The following is a 16,796-nucleotide window of genomic DNA, read 5'->3' on the forward strand; positions in this document are numbered from 1 at the left end:
CGACATGCCCGGAATGGACCTCGCCCTTCGGACAGTTGCCATGCACATGACCGAGTTCGACAAGGACAGACTGGCTTCCGACACCGACGCGCTGGACGGCTTCAACCGCGGCATCGTGGAAGAGTTCCGCGCCAACGGCGGCGAGGTCGGCGGCTTACCGGGCGGCAGACTACTGCTGCTCCACACGACGGGCGCGAAGTCGGGCGCGCCCCGGCTGTCACCGCTGGCGTATGTGACCGTCGACGGGCGGATGCTGGTCGTCGGTTCCTACCTCGGCTCGCCCAAGGATCCGGCGTGGGTGCACAACCTGCGTGCCGACGCGCGTGCCCGAGTCGAGGTCGGCACCGATGCCTACGCCGTGATCGCTCGTGAGTTGCCGCGCGACGAACGCGACCGGTATTTCGAGCGAGTCGTCGAGCTGGCACCCGTTCTCGCGGAGTACCAGGCGAAGACCGAACGCGTCATTCCGCTGTTCGAACTCACCCGCCTCTGACCCCCTCCACCTACAACCTATAGCGCACCCGGGGGCTTGCGGCAAGACCCGGGTGGTGCCGCAGAATCGCTGGCTGCGGCGTTACTGCTCGATGTGATCAGGCGAGCAGCGGCGTCCGCGCGGGATCGTCGAGCCACGAAACGGAGGGGCCTGTGTCAACTCAGGGGTACGAGGACGAATTGCGGTCCGAGCGGAGCTACGTGGCCGGGCTCTACACGCGGCTCGACGCCGAGCGCGCGCGAGCGAGGCGCGGATACACCGCGGCTCTGCGCGGGAACGGCGGAACGCCGATGGAACGGGATGTCGAGGTGCGCACGCTGGCCAGGGAGGTGAAGCGGCTGGACGTAGCGGACAACGGGCTGTGTTTCGGGCGATTGGACGCCTTGTCGGGCGAACGTTCCTACATCGGCCGGATCGGCCTGTTCGACGCGCAGAACGAGTACGAACCGCTGTTGCTCGACTGGCGGGCCCCCGCGGCGCGCGCGTTCTACGTCGCCACCGCCGCCAGCCCGGAGAACATGCGCAGGCGCAGGCAGTTCCACACCCGCGGGCGCCGAGTGGTCGATTTCACCGACGAGGTCCTCGGCCGCCCCGGCGGCGCCGAGCGCGGCGACGCGGCGCTGCTCGCGGCGGTCGACGCGCCGCGTGGCGAGGGGATGCGCGACATCGTGGCGACGATCCAGGCCGAACAGGACGAGATCATCCGGCTCGACCACCCGGGCGTGCTGGTGATCGAGGGTGGCCCCGGCACCGGCAAGACCGTCGTGGCGCTGCACCGCGTCGCGTATCTGCTCTACACCCAGCGGGAGCGGATGGAACGCCACGGCGTGCTCGTGGTCGGCCCCAATCCGGCGTTCCTGAACCACATCGGCCGCGTTCTGCCGTCGCTGGGCGAGACGAACGTCGTGTTCACGACCACCGGCGACCTGGTGCCCGGCCTGCACGTCACCGCGGAGGACGACCCGGACGCCGCCCGGCACAAAGGGTCGCTGCGGATCCTGGACGTGCTCGCGGCGGCCGTAGCCGATCGGCAGCGGGTGCCGGAGCATCCGCTGTCGATCGAGTTGTCCGACGTCACCGTGCGAATCGACGCCGAAACCGCGGAGTGGGGCCGGGAGGAGGCGCGGGCGAGCGGGCTACCGCACAACGAAGCTCGCGCCGTGTTCACCGAGATCGTCACCTGGGTGCTCACCGAGCGGGCGATCGCCCGCATCGGCCGGGGCTGGCTGACCCGCGACGACCGCGAAGCATGGGAGAACCTGCGGTCGGACCTGCGCGCGGAACTCGCGGACAACGACCGGTTCACCGCCGCGCTCGACGAACTCTGGCCGATCCTGGCGCCGGAGACGCTGTTGGCGGAGCTGTACGAATCCCCGGAACGGCTGGCAGCGGCGGGCGCCGACCCGGCCCTCTTGCGCCGCAGAGGCGATGCCTGGACGGTGTCGGACGTGCCGCTGCTCGATGAATTGGTCGATCTACTCGGCCGTGTGAAGCGGGACGACGACGCCGAGCGGGAACAGCAGGCCCAGGCCGAGTACGCGGCGGGTGTGCTGGATATTCTGGTCAGCCGCGAGGACATGATGGACGACGAGGACCACTTGTTCGCCCAGGACCTGCTCTACGCGGAGGATTTGGCGGATCGCTTCCTCGAGCGCGACAGCCGGGAACTCGCCGAACGCGCGGCGGCGGACCGGGACTGGACCTACCGGCACGTCGTGGTGGACGAAGCCCAGGAACTGTCCGAAATGGATTGGCGGGTGCTGATGCGGCGCTGCCCCGGGCGGTCTTTCACGATCGTCGGCGATCTCGCCCAACGCCGGGCGGCCGCCGGAGCGACCTCGTGGGGCGCGATGCTGGATCGGTACGTACCGGGCCGGTGGGTCTACCGATCGCTGACGGTGAACTACCGCACCCCGGCGGAGATCATGACCGTCGCCGCCGAGCTGCTCGCCACGTTCGCACCCGGCGTCCAGCCACCGGAGTCGGTTCGCGCATGCGGCGTACGGCCGTGGTCCAGGCAGGTCGCCGCCGACGAAATAGGTTCCGCCATAGACGAATTCGTCCGCGACGAAGCCTCCCGCGAAGGCACAAGCGTCGTGATCGGGCCACCGGACGCGCCGGGCGCGGTGGCGGCGGCGGAGACCAAGGGTTTGGAATACGACGCCGTCCTGGTCGTGGAGCCGGAACGAATTCTGGCCGACGGCCCGCGCGGCGCGGCCGAACTCTACGTCGCCCTCACCCGCGCCACCCAACGTCTCGGCGTGCTGCACCAGGGGCCACTGCCGCAGGCGCTGACCGGCCTCGCCGAAACCTCGACGCCCGTCGGGGCCGGAGACCGTCGGCGCGATCAGCCTTCCGGGTAGAAGACGAACAGCGTGCAGCCGGTAGCAGTCCCTGGCACGTGCCACGATCCGGCCGGGGCGTGCAGGAACGTCCCGGCCGGGTAGTCGCGCGCGCCGTCGTTGAAGGTGCCCGCGACCACGTAGACCTCCTCGGGGCCGGGCTCGTGGACGTCGCGGCGCGGCCACGACGTACCCGCGTCCATCTCCAGCACGTTGGCGCTCGCACCGGACGGCCCGGTCCAGAGGTGCCGTACCCGGATTCCGGGAAACAGCTCCCGAGCCGGAGATTCCGCGACGGACACAGCGGTGTAGCCCTCCTGGGCGAGGATTTCGGAATGCATGGCTTTCACGGTGCCGCGCGGAAGCAGGCCGAGAAAGTGTCCAGTCGGACACCACCGGGTACATTCTTGCCATGCATCGCGTGGTGGCCCTGGTGCGGCCGGTGCAGTCGACATTCGAGCTGGGCTGCGCCGCGGAGGTATTCGGCACACAGCGGGCCGGGGTGCCGCACTACTACGAGTTCGAGGTGTGCGCGGAGACGCCAGGACCGGTACCGACATCGGCCGGGTACACGCTGGAGGTGTCGCAGGGCCTTTCGGCGCTCGCTTCCGCGGACACCGTGCTCATTCCGGGCTGGGCGCCGGTGGAGGCGCCACTCTCGGCCCCCGTGCGCCACGCGCTGCTGCGGGCGCACGCCCGTGGGGCGCGGCTCGTGACGATCTGCTCCGGAGTGTTCGCGCTCGCCCGCACGGGCTTGCTGGACGGACGCTCGGCGACCACGCACTGGGCGCGCGCCGCACAGTTGGCGCGGGAGTTCCCGGAAGTTCGGGTGGAACCGGACGTGCTCTATGTGGACCACGGCGATGTCGCCACGAGCGCCGGAGCGGGCGCGGGCATCGACCTGTGCCTGCACCTCGTCCGGAAGGACCACGGGGCCGCGCATGCCACCCTCGTCGCGCGGCACATGGTGACGTCGCCGCACCGCGAGGGCGGCCAAGCACAGTACGCCCCGCCCGCACCACCCACGGACGCGCTCGACGGCCTGCTCGAGTGGGCAGGCGCGCGGCTCGGGACAGCGCTGTCGGTTGGCGATCTGGCCGCGTACCTCAGCGTCTCGCCGCGCACGCGGGCCCGGCGTTTCGCCGATCAGCTCGGCACGAGCCCGGGGGCATGGCTGCTGTCGCGCCGGGTGGCCGAGGCGCGCACCCTCCTGGAGGAGACGAACCTGCCGGTGGAGGCGATCGCGGCACGGGTCGGCCTGACCTCCGCGGTCAACCCGCGCCGCCGCTTCCGCGCCCAGGTGGGCACGACCCCGGGCGCCTACCGGCGAGCGTTCCGTGGCTCGGGAATACGGATGTGACAGGGAAAGTCACCGAGGCGACCGCTCATCCGCGGGTAGTCGGCAACCCACGGTCGCGGTGATCGTCATCGACCGGGCATCGGCGAACACCGACAGCTCGGTGTTGCTGTCCCACTCGGCCCCATCCGAGCCTTCGAACGTGACGTACCGGTCCGGCGACGATGCCGCGCTCGGCAGCATGTCCGTCGCACCCACGGACGCGGCCAGCGCTCGGGCCGTTTCCTGGAACCCGGGCCAGGCTCCTGCGGGCAGGGAACCGTCGGCGCGATAGCGCGGCAGGACGACACGCCTGCCGCCGGTGTGCGCATAGGGCCCATAGCAAGGTCCCACGGCGCGGTCCTCGCTTCGGATCCACCGCAGCGCCGGTTCGATCGCCGAGGCGGCGTTCGCGATCTCCTCGACGACCGACGCCATCCGCTGCTCGGCCACCTCCGAAGCCGGCAGTCCGGCCAATTCCGCTGCTGCGGCGGCGATCTCCTCGGGCGAAGGCGGCGGGGCGGGCTCACCGAGCAAGGTCGCGCATCCGCCCGTCCAAGCCGCGACCGCGAGCACGGCGGACCAGCGCAGCGCTACGGTCGGCCATCGCGGTCCGGTCATCGTCTCCCACGCTTCCCGCGGCCGCACGGATCGCGAGTCCGCCTCCCGCGCAATTCTATTCGTGGCGGGTGATACGGGAGCGACAACATGGCGCGGCGACGAACGCGACCGGTGTCGCGGCCGCACTCTTCGAATCATTGACTCAATGACACAGTCTTTGTATGTTTGTATCATGAGCGAGGGTTCCGACGGCGTCGACGAACGGATCATGGACGCCGCGCTCGAACGCATCCTGCAGGTCGGGATCCGCCGGGCCAGCCTGGAGGACATCGCCCGCATGGCCGAGCTCAGCCGGATCACCATCCACCGCCGGTTCGCGGGCAAGGACAACCTGATCCAAGCGGTACTGGCCCGCGAGACCCGGCGCATGCTCGCGGAGGTGACCGCGATCGCCGCCGGCGCCACCGGCGTGGACGCCCAGATCGAGGACACCATGCTGTACGTCCTCTTGCAGACCCGCATCCACCGGCTGGTCACCCAGCTGCTGCGGGTCGCCCCGGACGAAGCGTTGCGCTTCTCCACCGTGCAGGGCGAACGCCTGGTGTCCATCGGCATCGAGTACATCGTCGGCATGCTCACTCATGCCCAGTCCGCGGGCCTCGTCGACGAGTACGACCCGCGCCCGGTGGCCGAACTCGTCGCCCGCCTGGCCCACTCGCTGATGCTCACCCCCGGCGGCGGCAGCGTCGACTTCACCGACGACGACCGCGCCCGCGCCTTTGTCCGCACCACCATCGTGCCTTTGATGAAACACGGCATCACCCGCCCCGACGAGGAGCCCACCCATGACGACGTCCGCGACAATCCCGGCCCGGCATCCCGATCGGCCTCGTAAGGCGCCCGGCCTGGGCCCGTTCGCCGCGCTGCTGCGCATCGGGAAACCTTCCCCGCAGCGCTGGCAGTTGCTCGGCGCCTCGTTGCTCGTCGGCGACGAGCCGATGGACAGCCTCGTCGAGTGGATGTACACCGAAGGCGTGGCCGTCACGCGGCCGTTGTTCGAGCAGGCACTCCGGTCGGGCATCGACAGCATCCCCGGCGCGCCCGCGCCGCTGCGCGAGTTCTTCACCGCCGTCGAGGACACCCCCGCCTGGGTCGACCCGAAGTTGTTGCGCGACGGCGAGCGTGTGTTCCGTTCCGGCGGCAACGACGGGCTGTATTTCGCCCGTGACGTCTCCTTCATCGGCGGCTATCTGGCCTCCGGTTTCAACAAGACCCTGCTGCGCACCGGCGCCCTGGAGAAAGGCCCCGCCCGCCGGTTCGCCGAGACCCTGCAATGGGCGATGGACGTGTCCACCGAGAACGGCATGGACCGTTACGGTGTCGGCTACCGCTCCACCCTGCACGTGCGTCTCATCCACTCGCTGGTCCGCAGGCACGTCGCCGCCATGCCCGACTGGCGCACCGAGGAATGGGGCCTGCCGATCAACCAGACCGACATGGCCGCCACCCTCGTCGGCGCCCTGCTCGCACCCGTCGTCGGCGGCATGGCGCTCGGCGTCATCCTCGCCCCCCGTGAGCTGGCCGCCGCCGCCCACCTCACCCGCTACGTCGGCTGGCTGATCGGCGTCGAAGAGCAATGGCTGCCCACCAGCTTCCGCGACGGCATCGCCATCCTCGACCACTGCCTGACCGCCATCACCAATCCCGACGAGACCAGCCGCCAGCTCGCCCTACCTATGGCCGATGATCCACTGAACTGGTCCTATCCCAACCTGCCCGCGCTGCGCGGCCGGCTCGCCCGCGCCCAGCACCTGTCCGTCAGCAGCGCCTTCCTCGGACCCAAGGCGATGCGTATCCTCGGCTTGCCCGCCTATGTCCCGCCCTGGTACCTCGCGCTGCGCATCCCCGTCAACCTCGTGCGCACCGCCTACACCCACCTGACTCCCGGCGGCCTCGACCGCGCCGCCATCCACGGACGCGAGCAGCAGGAAGCCTTCCTGCGGCGCCTCATCGGCGAAACCAGCGCCACGATAGGGCATTCCGCGCCGCGGCTGGATCGCACCGCCTGACCGCCGATCCGGCAGCGCGACCCCGCAGGCGCTGCCGGACAACCCACGTCGGCGGCGCGTCGGAGAATCTCGACGAGGAACTCGACTTCCCCGAAGACGGGAAACATCCTGGGACGGATTGCGCGACAACGGAATCGGGACCATCGACACCGATGCCGCAGCGGTCGCCGCCTCCGCCGTCGACGGGTATTACGCAACCGGGCTCCTGCGGACCGAGCTTTCCGGCTGACGCCGCCCGGGAAAGGCCGCCGCCGCTGGGTTCACGCTTGTCAACACGTCCTGATGCCGACGCCGCCCGCGCGGGTCCGAGCACACACGGCGGGGAGCAGGCCCGCCGCAGCGCCGACCTGGACGAACAACCCGCGGCAGTCGGCGAGACGGTGAACCGAGCGCGGTAGCAGAGGCCGTGGGTTCGGACATGCGACGCGGACGAGTATGCGCTGTTGTCGACAACGTCACCGGTCGATCTATCTACACTGACAACGCTGAGCACCACCGGATCGACGCCTGGTCCGAAACCACACTTCGACGGAGAAGTTCTATGTGCGGCCACCGGAACCCCAAGCGCAACAACAACTCACGTCGTCCGGACACCGTACCGGCGATTCGGTATCCGGCCCGATCCGTCATCGACATCCTGCTGCCCGCCATGATCACGCGCCGCAGCGGTGCGCCCACCACCGACACCGGCCTCGTCCACATCTGGGGTTTCACCGGCACCGGCGAGGACGACAGCGCGAGCGCGGCGGGCTTCGCGGAATTCTCGCCCAACGACACCCCCACCGTGGCGGGCTCTCCCATCCTGGACATCGCCGGGCGGATGATGGCGGGTATGAACGGCCGCCTGTGGGGATTCGGGCTGGCCCACCAGGCCGCCGCGGACGCCGTCGTGCACGGGATCGACAACCAGCCCGACACGATCACCTCATCGCCGGACGGGCCGGAAGAATCCTCCACCACCGAGGAAGTGTGGGCCGCCAGCATCTTCGACGCCCGCGGAAGGGAGATCACCCAGCTGCGCTACGTGCATCTGCCGGAGCTCGAACCGATCACCTTCGACAGCGACACCCTCGATCGGCGCAGCACCATTCACGACTGGATCGACCGAGTCCAGACCGGAGTCATCTCGGCGCACGTCTGGGCGGCAGCCCTTGCTCTGGACGCGCAACGCAACCGAGCCGTCCTCGCGCAACTGGAACAGCGACTGCTGAGCTGACCGCAGCGCCCGCCGAACCCGACCCGGCGATGTCACCCACGGCGTCACCGGGTGCGGCGCGGTCCGCGCGAATATCAGGTGTGGGCGCGAGCACCGAACCAACGGGCCAGCGATTCCTCGAGGCCGTCCAGGTCGCCGCCGTCGGCAGCCCACGCCACACAGCCGTCGGGACGGACCAGAATCGCCGAAAGCTCGCGCGGCTGAGCGGCTTTCGCGGTGACGACCCGCACCCGCCCGGACCATCCCGCGGCGCGGGATCGCAAGTCGCCGGAATCGACGAGGTCGAGCAGAATGCCCTCCGCGTCGGTGAAATACTCACCGAGGCGGGTGCCGTCGGCCAATTCGATGTCGGGAGCGACCGATCCGACGAGCGAGTGCCCCCCGCCGATGTCGTAGCGATGCCGAACACCGGAGATGTTCTTGAACACGCCGGTCGCGCCGTCGCGCGAGGCGAGCAGTTCGGCGGCGACGGCGCGCAGGGCACGGCTGCGGATATCGGTGCGCATCAAAGCGACCTGCGCGCGCGTCCAATCCAGCACCCACGCGCCGATGGGATGGCGTTCGGCGGTGTAGGTGTCGAGCAGACCGCCGGGCGCCCATCCGCGCACTTCGGCGGCCAGTTTCCAGCCGAGATTCACCGCGTCGCCGATACCGAGGTTCAGGCCCTGACCTCCGAAAGGTGAGTGCACATGCGCGGCGTCACCGGCGAGCAGCACCCGACCCTTGCGGTAGTCGGGGACCTGGCGGGTGTTGTCGGTGAAACGGGTGGCCGAATGCACGGCAGTGACGACCACCGGGACTCCGCTCACGGCACGGATGCTCTGCTGCAATTCGGCCGCCGTCACCGGGGTCTCCCGGTCGGCGGGCGGGCCGTCCAGTTCGACGGTGAGCACGCGGCCGGGCATCGGTCCATAGGCGTAGATACCGGTCTCGGTGGCATTCCAGCTCATTCGAAGGTTCTCGGCTCCGGTCATGTCCACGATCGCCTGATGGCCGGTGATCTCCGGGTCGAGGCCGGGGAACTCGAACCCGGCGAGCTTGCGGACCGTGCTGCGCCCGCCGTCACAGCCGACCAGCCAGCCGGTGCGCACCCTGCGGTCACCGCAATCGACGGTGACACCCGCGCCGTCGTCGGACAGCCCGATGACCTCCACCCCGCGCCGGACCTCCACGCCGAGTTCGGCAGCGCGGCCACCCAGGATCGCCTCGACGGACTGCTGGGCCACCAGGAAGACCTCGGCGGCCGGACCGACCTCGGCGAATTCCAGATCATCGAAGTCGACGGCGTCCGAATTCAGCATGATGCCCGCGAAGTGACCCACCGCAGGCCGCCGCCCCCGGTCGATCGGCGGCATGCCGCCATCGCGACGGAACTGCGCGAACCGGGCGAATGCGGCGTCCTGCTCGGCGCGCAGCTGCGGCAGCAGCCCGCGCCGGTACATGGCCTGAGCGGTGGGCACATTGATCGCCCCCGCTTTGATCGTGCGGTCCGGCTCGGCGAGGCGCTCCACCACGAGCACATCCACCCCCGCGAGCCGCAGCTCACAAGCCAGCATGAGCCCGACCGGCCCGGCGCCGACCACCACCACTTCACGTGTCTCGTTCATACGAAACACGCTGCGGCGAAAGCATTGCCCGGCACTTGCACCGGCTTGCACGCCGCTTGCGCGGAGTCGTCACCGCCGGAGTCGACAGACACTCGAAGCGCCCGCTGGATATTCCCGCCTTGTCACAGCTGGGGAGAGAATGGCGGACGTTTGCGCTGGTCATGCGAGAATCGTGGACATGGGCTCCCCCTACGACCCGTTGCAGGCGGATCCCTGGGGGCGGGCACGATACGGTCTGCTCGCACTACCGGCCAAGGTACTCGGGGCGGATCCGACCCCGCAGGCGTCTTCGGCGGTCGCCGATACCCGCAAACAGATCGAGAGTCTGATCGCCCCACCACAAGCCTCCGCCACGCTGCGGAAAGTCATCGAATTCACCCGAAACGCTTTCGATCTCATGGTCGACCAACTCGGTAACGGCCACCCCGAGGACATTCCGGACCTGATCGTCCTGCTCGATAAGGCCGACTTGTACGACGTAGCCAACGAGTCCATCGTCACCACGCATTACAACGAGAAGTCCGGAAAGCTGGCCCGCCTCGCCGACGATCTGAAAGCCCAAGCCACACGGATATCCGGCAAGGTGGGCGACGTGGCGAAGGACATCATCGCGTTGATCGGAACGATCAGAGACGAGGCGGCACGTCTCGCACCGGTGCTGCAAGCTGCCACGGTGGCGGTCTCGGCACGCTCGAAGAAATTGTCGCCGACCGAGGAGAAGTCACTCCTGACCGAAGTCGTCGCGACACTCGTGCGGGTGGAGACGAAATTCGCCGCGGTCGCCGGGCACAATGCCGACCGGGCCGGGACAACGGGCCCGCTGACCCTGGAACAACTGGAGCGGATCTTCCCCGGCACATCCCGCGCGAAATTGCAGGAGTACCTGCCCTACCTCGACCAGGCGATGCGCGACTTCGGGATCGACACGCCGAAGCGGGAAGCCGCTTTCCTAGCCCAGATCGGGGTGGAAACCGACGACCTGAAAACGCTCGAGGAATACGGTGACGACGAATACTTCAACCGCCTCTACGGGCCCGGCTCCGGCGTCGGCCGAAACTTGGGCAACAACAAGCCCGGCGACGGCGCCCGCTTCCACGGCCGTGGCGCGTTGCAGTTGACCGGTCGCAACAACTACCAGGAGGCGGGCGAGGCCCTCGGTGTCGATCTCGTCGGCGATCACAAGCTGGCCGCGGATCCGAAGTACGCCTTCGCAACCGCCGGGTGGTTCTGGGACGCCAAGGATTTGAACGACCGGGCCGACGAATCGGATGTCGGCGCGATCACCAGATCGATCAACGGAGGTTCAAATGGCGCTTCGGAGCGCAAGGAGAACTACGACCGTGCCCGCAAGGTACTCGACGCGGAATGAACCCGAATTGTTCGCCACGCATCCGCGGCCCCGGTGAGCTCGGCGATGGATCTCCGTTCGGCGGTCAGAGCGCTCCACGAGTCGGTGCGCGGTCCCGTGCGTCTTCTGACCGTCCCCGGCGCCTACGATCCGGTCATGGCGGAGATCAGGAGTGAGCGGCGGGACAAGGTCGCGGTCATCACCGTGCACGACCCGGATCGGCGGAACGCGTTGACACCGGCGCTGTCCGAACAACTGGCCGCCGCGGTGGCCGAGGCCGAGCGCGATACCGGCGTGCACGCGGTGCTCGTCACCGGAACCCCGCCCGCATTCTGCGCCGGAGCCGATCTGAGCGCGCTCGGTGCGGCACGCGAGGAGGGGCTGCGGGTGATCTACGACGGATTCCTCGCGGTCGCGCGCTGCGCACTGCCCACCATCGCGGTGGTCGGCGGCGCCGCCGTCGGCGCGGGACTCAATCTGGCGCTGGCCGCGGATGTCAGGGTCGCCGGTCCTCGCGCGCGGTTCGACGCGCGATTCCTGCGACTGGGCCTTCATCCCGGCGGCGGGATGACCTGGATGCTGCAACGCGCCGTCGGACCGCAACGGGCCGCCGCGATGACGCTGTTCGGGGAGATCCTCGACGCCCAGGCGGCGCTGAGCGCAGGATTGGCGCACCGGGTGATCGACGGCGATCACGACGCGCTGCTCGCCGGAGCGATCGACTTCGCCGCCGGCGCGGCCGAAGCGCCGCGCGATCTGCTCATCACCACCAAACGCACCATGCGCCACACCGCGAATCTCGACGCCCACGCCGATGCCGTCGACGCCGAGATCGTGCCGCAGGTCGCCTCCCTCGACTCCCCGGAATTCGCCGCGCGCCTGGCGGCGAAGCAGGCCGAGATCGGCGGATCGAGATGAACGGCGGCGGCGCGGTGTGGGCGGAGGTCGTCGAAGCGGGACGGAAACGGTTTGGCGTTTCCGGCGGCGGGTAGCCGCTCCGAGACCGCATAGGAAGCGCACGACTCTGCGGCCGATGGTTCGTATCCGGATCGCAGGGGCCTTTCGTGTGTGCCGGGTGTCTTGCGACCACGGAGAGCGAGAGGAGGGCCCTATGCACTACATCGATGACACCAAACACCTGCTCAGCGATCTCGTGGGACGGGTGATCGAGTCGGCGACCAGCTACTCGGGCAGTCAGACCGTGACCATCGCCCGGCCACGAGCCGAGGTCGAGCAGTTCTGGCGCGACCCGACGAGCCTGTCGGAGGTACTGGGCGACGTCGCCGAGGTCAGATCTCCGGCTCCGTCGACCTACGAGTGGAGGTTGTACGCGGGCGCCGACGGACACACGACCTGGAAGACCACACTGCGCGAGGAGGACGGACACTTCCGGTTCGTCGGCTCCGCCGACCAGGACGCAGGCCAGGGTCTCGAAATCGAACTCACCTTCCGGGAAGCACCGCGGAATCTCGGGACCGAAGTGACGATGCGAGCCCGGACCCCGCTGCCCGACCTGCTGACCGGCGCGGGTATGTTCACCGCGCTCTACCGAGCCCGAGCCCGGCTGCAGACCGGCGAAATGCCCACCCTGGCCCACAATCCGAGCGCCCGCTCTTCCGCTCGGTGAACAGGAGGAGACATGCACGCGCTCTGCTGGAACGGCGTCAACGAACTCGCCGTGGAAACCGTCCCCGATCCGGTTCTGGTCAATCCGCACGATGTCATCGTCCAGGTCCGCCTGACCACCACCTGCGGGTCCGATCTGCACTTCATCGACGGATATTTGCCGGGAATGCGGGAAGGCGACGTCTTCGGACACGAGTTCATGGGCGAGGTCGTAGAAACCGGAGTCGAAGTCACCTCGATCGCCGTGGGTGACCGTGTCGTGGTCCCGTCCTTCATCGGATGCGCATCGTGCTGGTATTGCGACCACGAACTGTATTCCCTTTGCGATACCACCAATCCGAACAGCGCTCTGCAACAACCGCTTTTCGGCTACCCGACGGGCGGCATCTACGGTTACACCCATCCCTTCGGGGGTTATCAGGGTTCCCATGCGCAATATGTCCGTGTTCCCTTCGGCGACACCAACTGTTTCCGGATACCGGAGGGCATCACCGACGAACAAGCATTGTTCCTGTCCGATGCCGTGCCGACGGGACTGATGGGCGCCGAATTCTGCGACATCCACCCCGGCGACACCGTCGCGGTATGGGGCAGCGGCGGCGTCGGATTGATGGCCGGGCACACGGCACGCCTGCTCGACGCCGAGCGGATCTTCGTCATCGACCGCCTTCCCGAGCGGTTGCGCGTGGCGGAAGAGCAGTTCGGCGCGGAAACCATCGACTACACCGCCGTCGACAGCGTCCACGAGATCCTGCGCGAAAGTACCGGTGGCCGCGGGCCCGACGCCTGCATCGAGGCCGTCGGGATGGAAGGACACGGCACCGGACTCCAGCAACTCTACGATCGGGCCAAACAGTTGCTCCGGCTGGAATCGGATCGGGCGACACCGCTGCGGGAAGCGATTCTCGCGTGCCGGAAAGGCGGCATCGTCTCGGTGCTCGGCGTATACGGTCTCACCGACAAATTCCCCATGGGCGTCGTGACGAACAAGGGTCTCACCATCCGCACGGCACAGCAATACGGCCAGCGGTTCGTACCCCGCATGTTCGATTACATCCAACAGGGCGATCTCGACCCCTCCTACCTGATCACCCACGACATGCCGCTCGACGACGCGGTATACGGCTACGACATCTTCAAGCACAAAAAGGAAGGCTGCATCCGCTCCGTTTTCCGGCCCTGAGCGGGCCCATGGGGCCGCAGCGCCGAGATAGCTCGCTGGTTGCCCATCCGATCCGGTAGCCGGATCATCCGCGCCTCGTCGGCTCGATCGAATCGCCGCAAACGCCCACGTGCTCTGCGCGGCAGTGGGTACGCTGCCCGACGAGCCCTCCGGGGCGGCCTCCGCGCGGCACGTACCGCGCAACTTCCGAACAAACTCTTGACTCGTTCCAGAAAACGGACGAGACTTCCGAGCATGCCAACGGCCTCGGAATTCCAGCAGATGCTGCGAGGAGTTTCGCTACGTGTGACCCGCCCGCGGGTCGCGGTGCTCAGCGCGGTCCACGACCACCCGCACGCCGACACGGAGTCGATCATCCGCGCTGTTCGATCCGCGCTGCCCGAGGTGTCCCACCAAACGGTCTACGACTCATTGAACGCACTCACCGCCACCGGCCTGGTCCGGCGTATCCAGCCGTCCGGGTCCGTCGCCCGCTACGAATCGCGGGTCGGCGACAACCACCATCACGTCGTATGCCGAGGATGCGGGGTGATCGCCGATGTCGACTGCGCCATCGGCGAGGCCCCGTGTCTGACCGCGTCCGATGACAGCGGGTTCTCGATCGATGAAGCCGAGGTCATCTACTGGGGCCTGTGCCCCGATTGTGTGGAATCACAGGCTTCCCGATCACATTCGTGATCGCAGCCCACATCACTCATTCAGGAAGGAATGCTGTGTCATCCGATAGCCGCCCGCCCAATCCTGACACCAAGACCCACAGCGCGAGCGAGAGCGAGAACCCGGCGATCCCGTCGCCCACCGCGAAGACGGACCACCGCCCCCGCAGCAACAAGGACTGGTGGCCGGAGCAGATCGACGTCTCGGTGCTGCACGCCCATACGTCCAAGTCCAACCCGCTCGGAGAGGACTTCAACTACCCAGAAGAATTCAAGAAGCTCGACGTCGACGCCCTCAAGGCCGACGTCGCGGCGGTCCTGACCAATTCGCAGGACTGGTGGCCCGCCGACTACGGCCACTACGGCGGCCTGTTCATCCGGATGAGCTGGCACGCCGCGGGCACCTACCGCATCTCCGACGGCCGCGGCGGCGGCGGTCAGGGCGCGCAGCGTTTCGCGCCGCTGAACAGCTGGCCGGACAACGCCAACCTGGACAAGGCGCGCCGGCTGCTGTGGCCGGTCAAGCAGAAGTACGGCAGCAAGATCTCGTGGGCCGACCTGCTGGTGTTCGCGGGCAACGTGGCCCTCGAGTCGATGGGGTTCAAGACCTTCGGCTTCGGCTTCGGCCGTCCGGACATCTGGGAGGCGGAGGAGGTCTTCTGGGGTCCGGAGGACACCTGGCTCGGCGACGAGCGCTACAGCGGTGACCGCGAGCTGGCCAACCCGCTCGGCGCCGTCCAGATGGGCCTGATCTATGTGAATCCCGAAGGGCCCAACGGTCAGCCGGATCCCGTGGCCGCCGCGCGCGACATCCGCGAGACATTCGGCCGCATGGCGATGAACGACGAGGAGACCGCCGCGCTGATCGTCGGCGGCCACAGCTTCGGCAAGACCCACGGCGCGGGCGATGCCGGCCTGGTCGGCGCCGAACCGGAAGGCGCTCCCCTCGAACAGCAGGGCCTGGGCTGGAAGAGCGCGTACGGCACCGGCAAGGGCAAGGACGCCATCACCAGCGGCCTGGAGGTCGTCTGGACCGCCACCCCGACCAAGTGGGGCAACGGCTTCCTGCAGAACCTGTACGGCTACGAATGGGAGCTGACCAAGAGCCCCGCCGGGGCCTGGCAGTGGAAGCCGAAGGACGGTGCGGGCGAGGGCGCGATCCCGGATCCGTTCGGCGGGCCCGCGCGTACGCCGACCATGCTGACCACGGACCTGTCGCTGCGCGAAGACCCGATCTATCGGGAGATCACCCGGCGCTGGCTCGATCACCCCGAGGAGCTGGCCGAGGCGTTCGCCAAGGCGTGGTACAAGCTCCTGCACCGCGACATGGGCCCGATCAGCCGCTACCTCGGCCCCTGGGTTCCCGAGCCGCAGCTGTGGCAGGATCCCGTTCCCGCCGTCGATCACGAGTTGATCGACGAGCAGGACATCGCGGAGCTGAAGAGCAAGGTGCTCGAGTCCGGCCTGTCGGTCGCGCAGCTGGTCAAGACCGCCTGGGCCTCGGCAGCCAGCTACCGCAGCACCGACAAGCGCGGTGGCGCCAACGGTGCCCGGATCCGGCTCGAGCCGCAGAAGAACTGGGAAGTCAACGAGCCGGACGAGCTGGCCAAGGTGCTGCCGGTGCTCGAGCAGATCCAGCAGAACTTCAACGGTTCGGCCTCCGGCGGCAAGAAGGTCTCGCTCGCCGACCTGATCATCCTGGCCGGGTCCGCGGCGATCGAGAAGGCCGCCAAGGACGCGGGCCACGATGTCACGGTGCCGTTCGCACCCGGACGGACGGACGCCACCCAGGAGAACACCGACGTCGAGTCGTTCGCGGTGCTCGAACCGCGGGCCGACGGGTTCCGCAACTACACGCGGACCGGCGAGAAGGCTCCGCTGGAGCGCCTGCTGCTCGACCGGGCGTACATGCTGGACGTGACCGCTCCGGAGCTGACGGTGCTCATCGGTGGTCTGCGCGCTCTGGGCGCCAACTACGGCGGCACCGACCACGGTGTATTCACCGACCGGCCGGGCGTGCTGACGAACGACTTCTTCGTCAACCTGCTCGACCAGAACACCGAGTGGAAGGCGTCGGAGTCGGCGGAGAACGTCTACGAAGGCTTCGACCGCGCCTCCGGTGCGGCGAAGTGGACGGCGACGGCCAACGACCTCATCTTCGGATCGCACTCCGTGCTGCGGGCGGTGGCCGAGGTGTACGCGCAGGACGACGCGAAGGCGAAGTTCGTCGACGACTTCGTCGCGGCGTGGGTCAAGGTGGTCGAAAACGACCGGTTCGATCTCGCCTGATCGATATTCGACGATCCGGGCCGGTTCTTCGGGGCCGGCCTGGATCGTCTCGTCACCCGCCGTCCGATGG

Annotated in this window: 15 protein-coding genes; 12 read left to right on the top strand and 3 right to left on the bottom strand. The window is 68.4% G+C overall.

Annotated features, from left to right (window positions below; translation table 11 throughout):
• Positions 1 to 46: 46 nt before the first annotated feature.
• Complete coding sequence (locus tag ACIHAX_RS08825) at positions 47 to 493, top strand: nitroreductase/quinone reductase family protein (RefSeq protein ID WP_364435425.1); 447 nt, start codon at positions 47 to 49, stop codon at positions 491 to 493.
• Between the two features lie 152 nt (positions 494 to 645).
• Complete coding sequence (gene helR / locus ACIHAX_RS08830) at positions 646 to 2,856, top strand: RNA polymerase recycling motor ATPase HelR (RefSeq protein WP_397276640.1); 2,211 nt, start codon at positions 646 to 648, stop codon at positions 2,854 to 2,856.
• On the opposite strand, the gene ACIHAX_RS08835 is transcribed toward helR, so the two are convergent.
• A complete protein-coding gene (locus ACIHAX_RS08835; RefSeq protein ID WP_355079368.1) occupies positions 2,841 to 3,176 on the bottom strand; it encodes a cupin domain-containing protein in 336 nt (111 codons plus the stop codon). The genes helR and ACIHAX_RS08835 overlap by 16 nt on opposite strands.
• A gap of 71 nt (positions 3,177 to 3,247) precedes the next feature.
• On the opposite strand from ACIHAX_RS08835, the gene ACIHAX_RS08840 reads away from it, so the two are divergent.
• On the top strand, positions 3,248 to 4,195 hold the full coding sequence (locus tag ACIHAX_RS08840; RefSeq protein ID WP_397276642.1) for a GlxA family transcriptional regulator: 948 nt from the start codon (positions 3,248 to 3,250) through the stop codon (positions 4,193 to 4,195).
• A 9-nt stretch (positions 4,196 to 4,204) separates the two neighbouring features.
• Here the strand turns inward: ACIHAX_RS08840 and ACIHAX_RS08845 are convergent, their stop codons facing one another.
• Positions 4,205 to 4,792 carry an LppA family lipoprotein gene (locus tag ACIHAX_RS08845; protein WP_397276644.1) on the bottom strand — a complete coding sequence of 196 codons (588 nt, stop codon included), beginning with the start codon at positions 4,790 to 4,792 and terminating at the stop codon, positions 4,205 to 4,207.
• A 172-nt stretch (positions 4,793 to 4,964) separates the two neighbouring features.
• On the opposite strand from ACIHAX_RS08845, the gene ACIHAX_RS08850 reads away from it, so the two are divergent.
• The 3 genes from ACIHAX_RS08850 (at position 4,965) to ACIHAX_RS08860 (ending at position 8,017) form a co-directional block, all read left to right on the top strand.
• Positions 4,965 to 5,627: a TetR/AcrR family transcriptional regulator gene (locus ACIHAX_RS08850; RefSeq protein ID WP_397276646.1), complete on the top strand. Its 663-nt coding sequence runs from the start codon at positions 4,965 to 4,967 to the stop codon at positions 5,625 to 5,627.
• A complete protein-coding gene (locus ACIHAX_RS08855) occupies positions 5,578 to 6,801 on the top strand; it encodes an oxygenase MpaB family protein (RefSeq protein ID WP_397276648.1) in 1,224 nt (407 codons plus the stop codon). The genes ACIHAX_RS08850 and ACIHAX_RS08855 overlap by 50 nt, the downstream gene beginning before the upstream one ends.
• A 541-nt stretch (positions 6,802 to 7,342) precedes the next feature.
• On the top strand, positions 7,343 to 8,017 hold the full coding sequence (locus ACIHAX_RS08860; RefSeq protein ID WP_397276650.1) for a hypothetical protein: 675 nt from the start codon (positions 7,343 to 7,345) through the stop codon (positions 8,015 to 8,017).
• 74 nt (positions 8,018 to 8,091) lie between these two features.
• On the opposite strand, the gene ACIHAX_RS08865 is transcribed toward ACIHAX_RS08860, so the two are convergent.
• A complete protein-coding gene (locus tag ACIHAX_RS08865; protein ID WP_397276652.1) occupies positions 8,092 to 9,624 on the bottom strand; it encodes an FAD-dependent monooxygenase in 1,533 nt (510 codons plus the stop codon).
• 178 nt (positions 9,625 to 9,802) lie between these two features.
• Here ACIHAX_RS08865 and ACIHAX_RS08870 point away from each other — a divergent pair, with 178 nt between their 5' ends.
• The 6 genes from ACIHAX_RS08870 to katG all read left to right on the top strand — a co-directional run bounded on the left by ACIHAX_RS08870 (position 9,803) and on the right by katG (position 16,726).
• On the top strand, positions 9,803 to 10,993 hold the full coding sequence (locus tag ACIHAX_RS08870) for a glycoside hydrolase family 19 protein (RefSeq protein ID WP_397276654.1): 1,191 nt from the start codon (positions 9,803 to 9,805) through the stop codon (positions 10,991 to 10,993).
• Positions 10,994 to 11,128: 135 nt separating this feature from the next.
• Positions 11,129 to 11,890, top strand: coding sequence for an enoyl-CoA hydratase (locus ACIHAX_RS08875; RefSeq protein ID WP_364435400.1), 762 nt, complete (start codon positions 11,129 to 11,131; stop codon positions 11,888 to 11,890).
• A 193-nt stretch (positions 11,891 to 12,083) separates the two neighbouring features.
• Positions 12,084 to 12,599, top strand: coding sequence for an SRPBCC family protein (locus ACIHAX_RS08880; protein ID WP_355079388.1), 516 nt, complete (start codon positions 12,084 to 12,086; stop codon positions 12,597 to 12,599).
• Between the two features lie 12 nt (positions 12,600 to 12,611).
• A complete protein-coding gene (locus ACIHAX_RS08885; protein ID WP_397276658.1) occupies positions 12,612 to 13,781 on the top strand; it encodes a zinc-dependent alcohol dehydrogenase in 1,170 nt (389 codons plus the stop codon).
• A 234-nt stretch (positions 13,782 to 14,015) separates the two neighbouring features.
• Positions 14,016 to 14,459, top strand: a complete 444-nt coding sequence (locus ACIHAX_RS08890) for a Fur family transcriptional regulator (RefSeq protein WP_355079392.1) — start codon at positions 14,016 to 14,018, stop codon at positions 14,457 to 14,459.
• A gap of 35 nt (positions 14,460 to 14,494) precedes the next feature.
• On the top strand, positions 14,495 to 16,726 hold the full coding sequence (gene katG, locus ACIHAX_RS08895) for a catalase/peroxidase HPI (RefSeq protein WP_356968487.1): 2,232 nt from the start codon (positions 14,495 to 14,497) through the stop codon (positions 16,724 to 16,726).
• Positions 16,727 to 16,796 lie beyond the last annotated feature (70 nt).

The sequence above is a fragment of the Nocardia sp. NPDC051929 genome, from assembly GCF_044548645.1.
Lineage (GTDB): Bacteria > Actinomycetota > Actinomycetes > Mycobacteriales > Mycobacteriaceae > Nocardia > Nocardia sichangensis.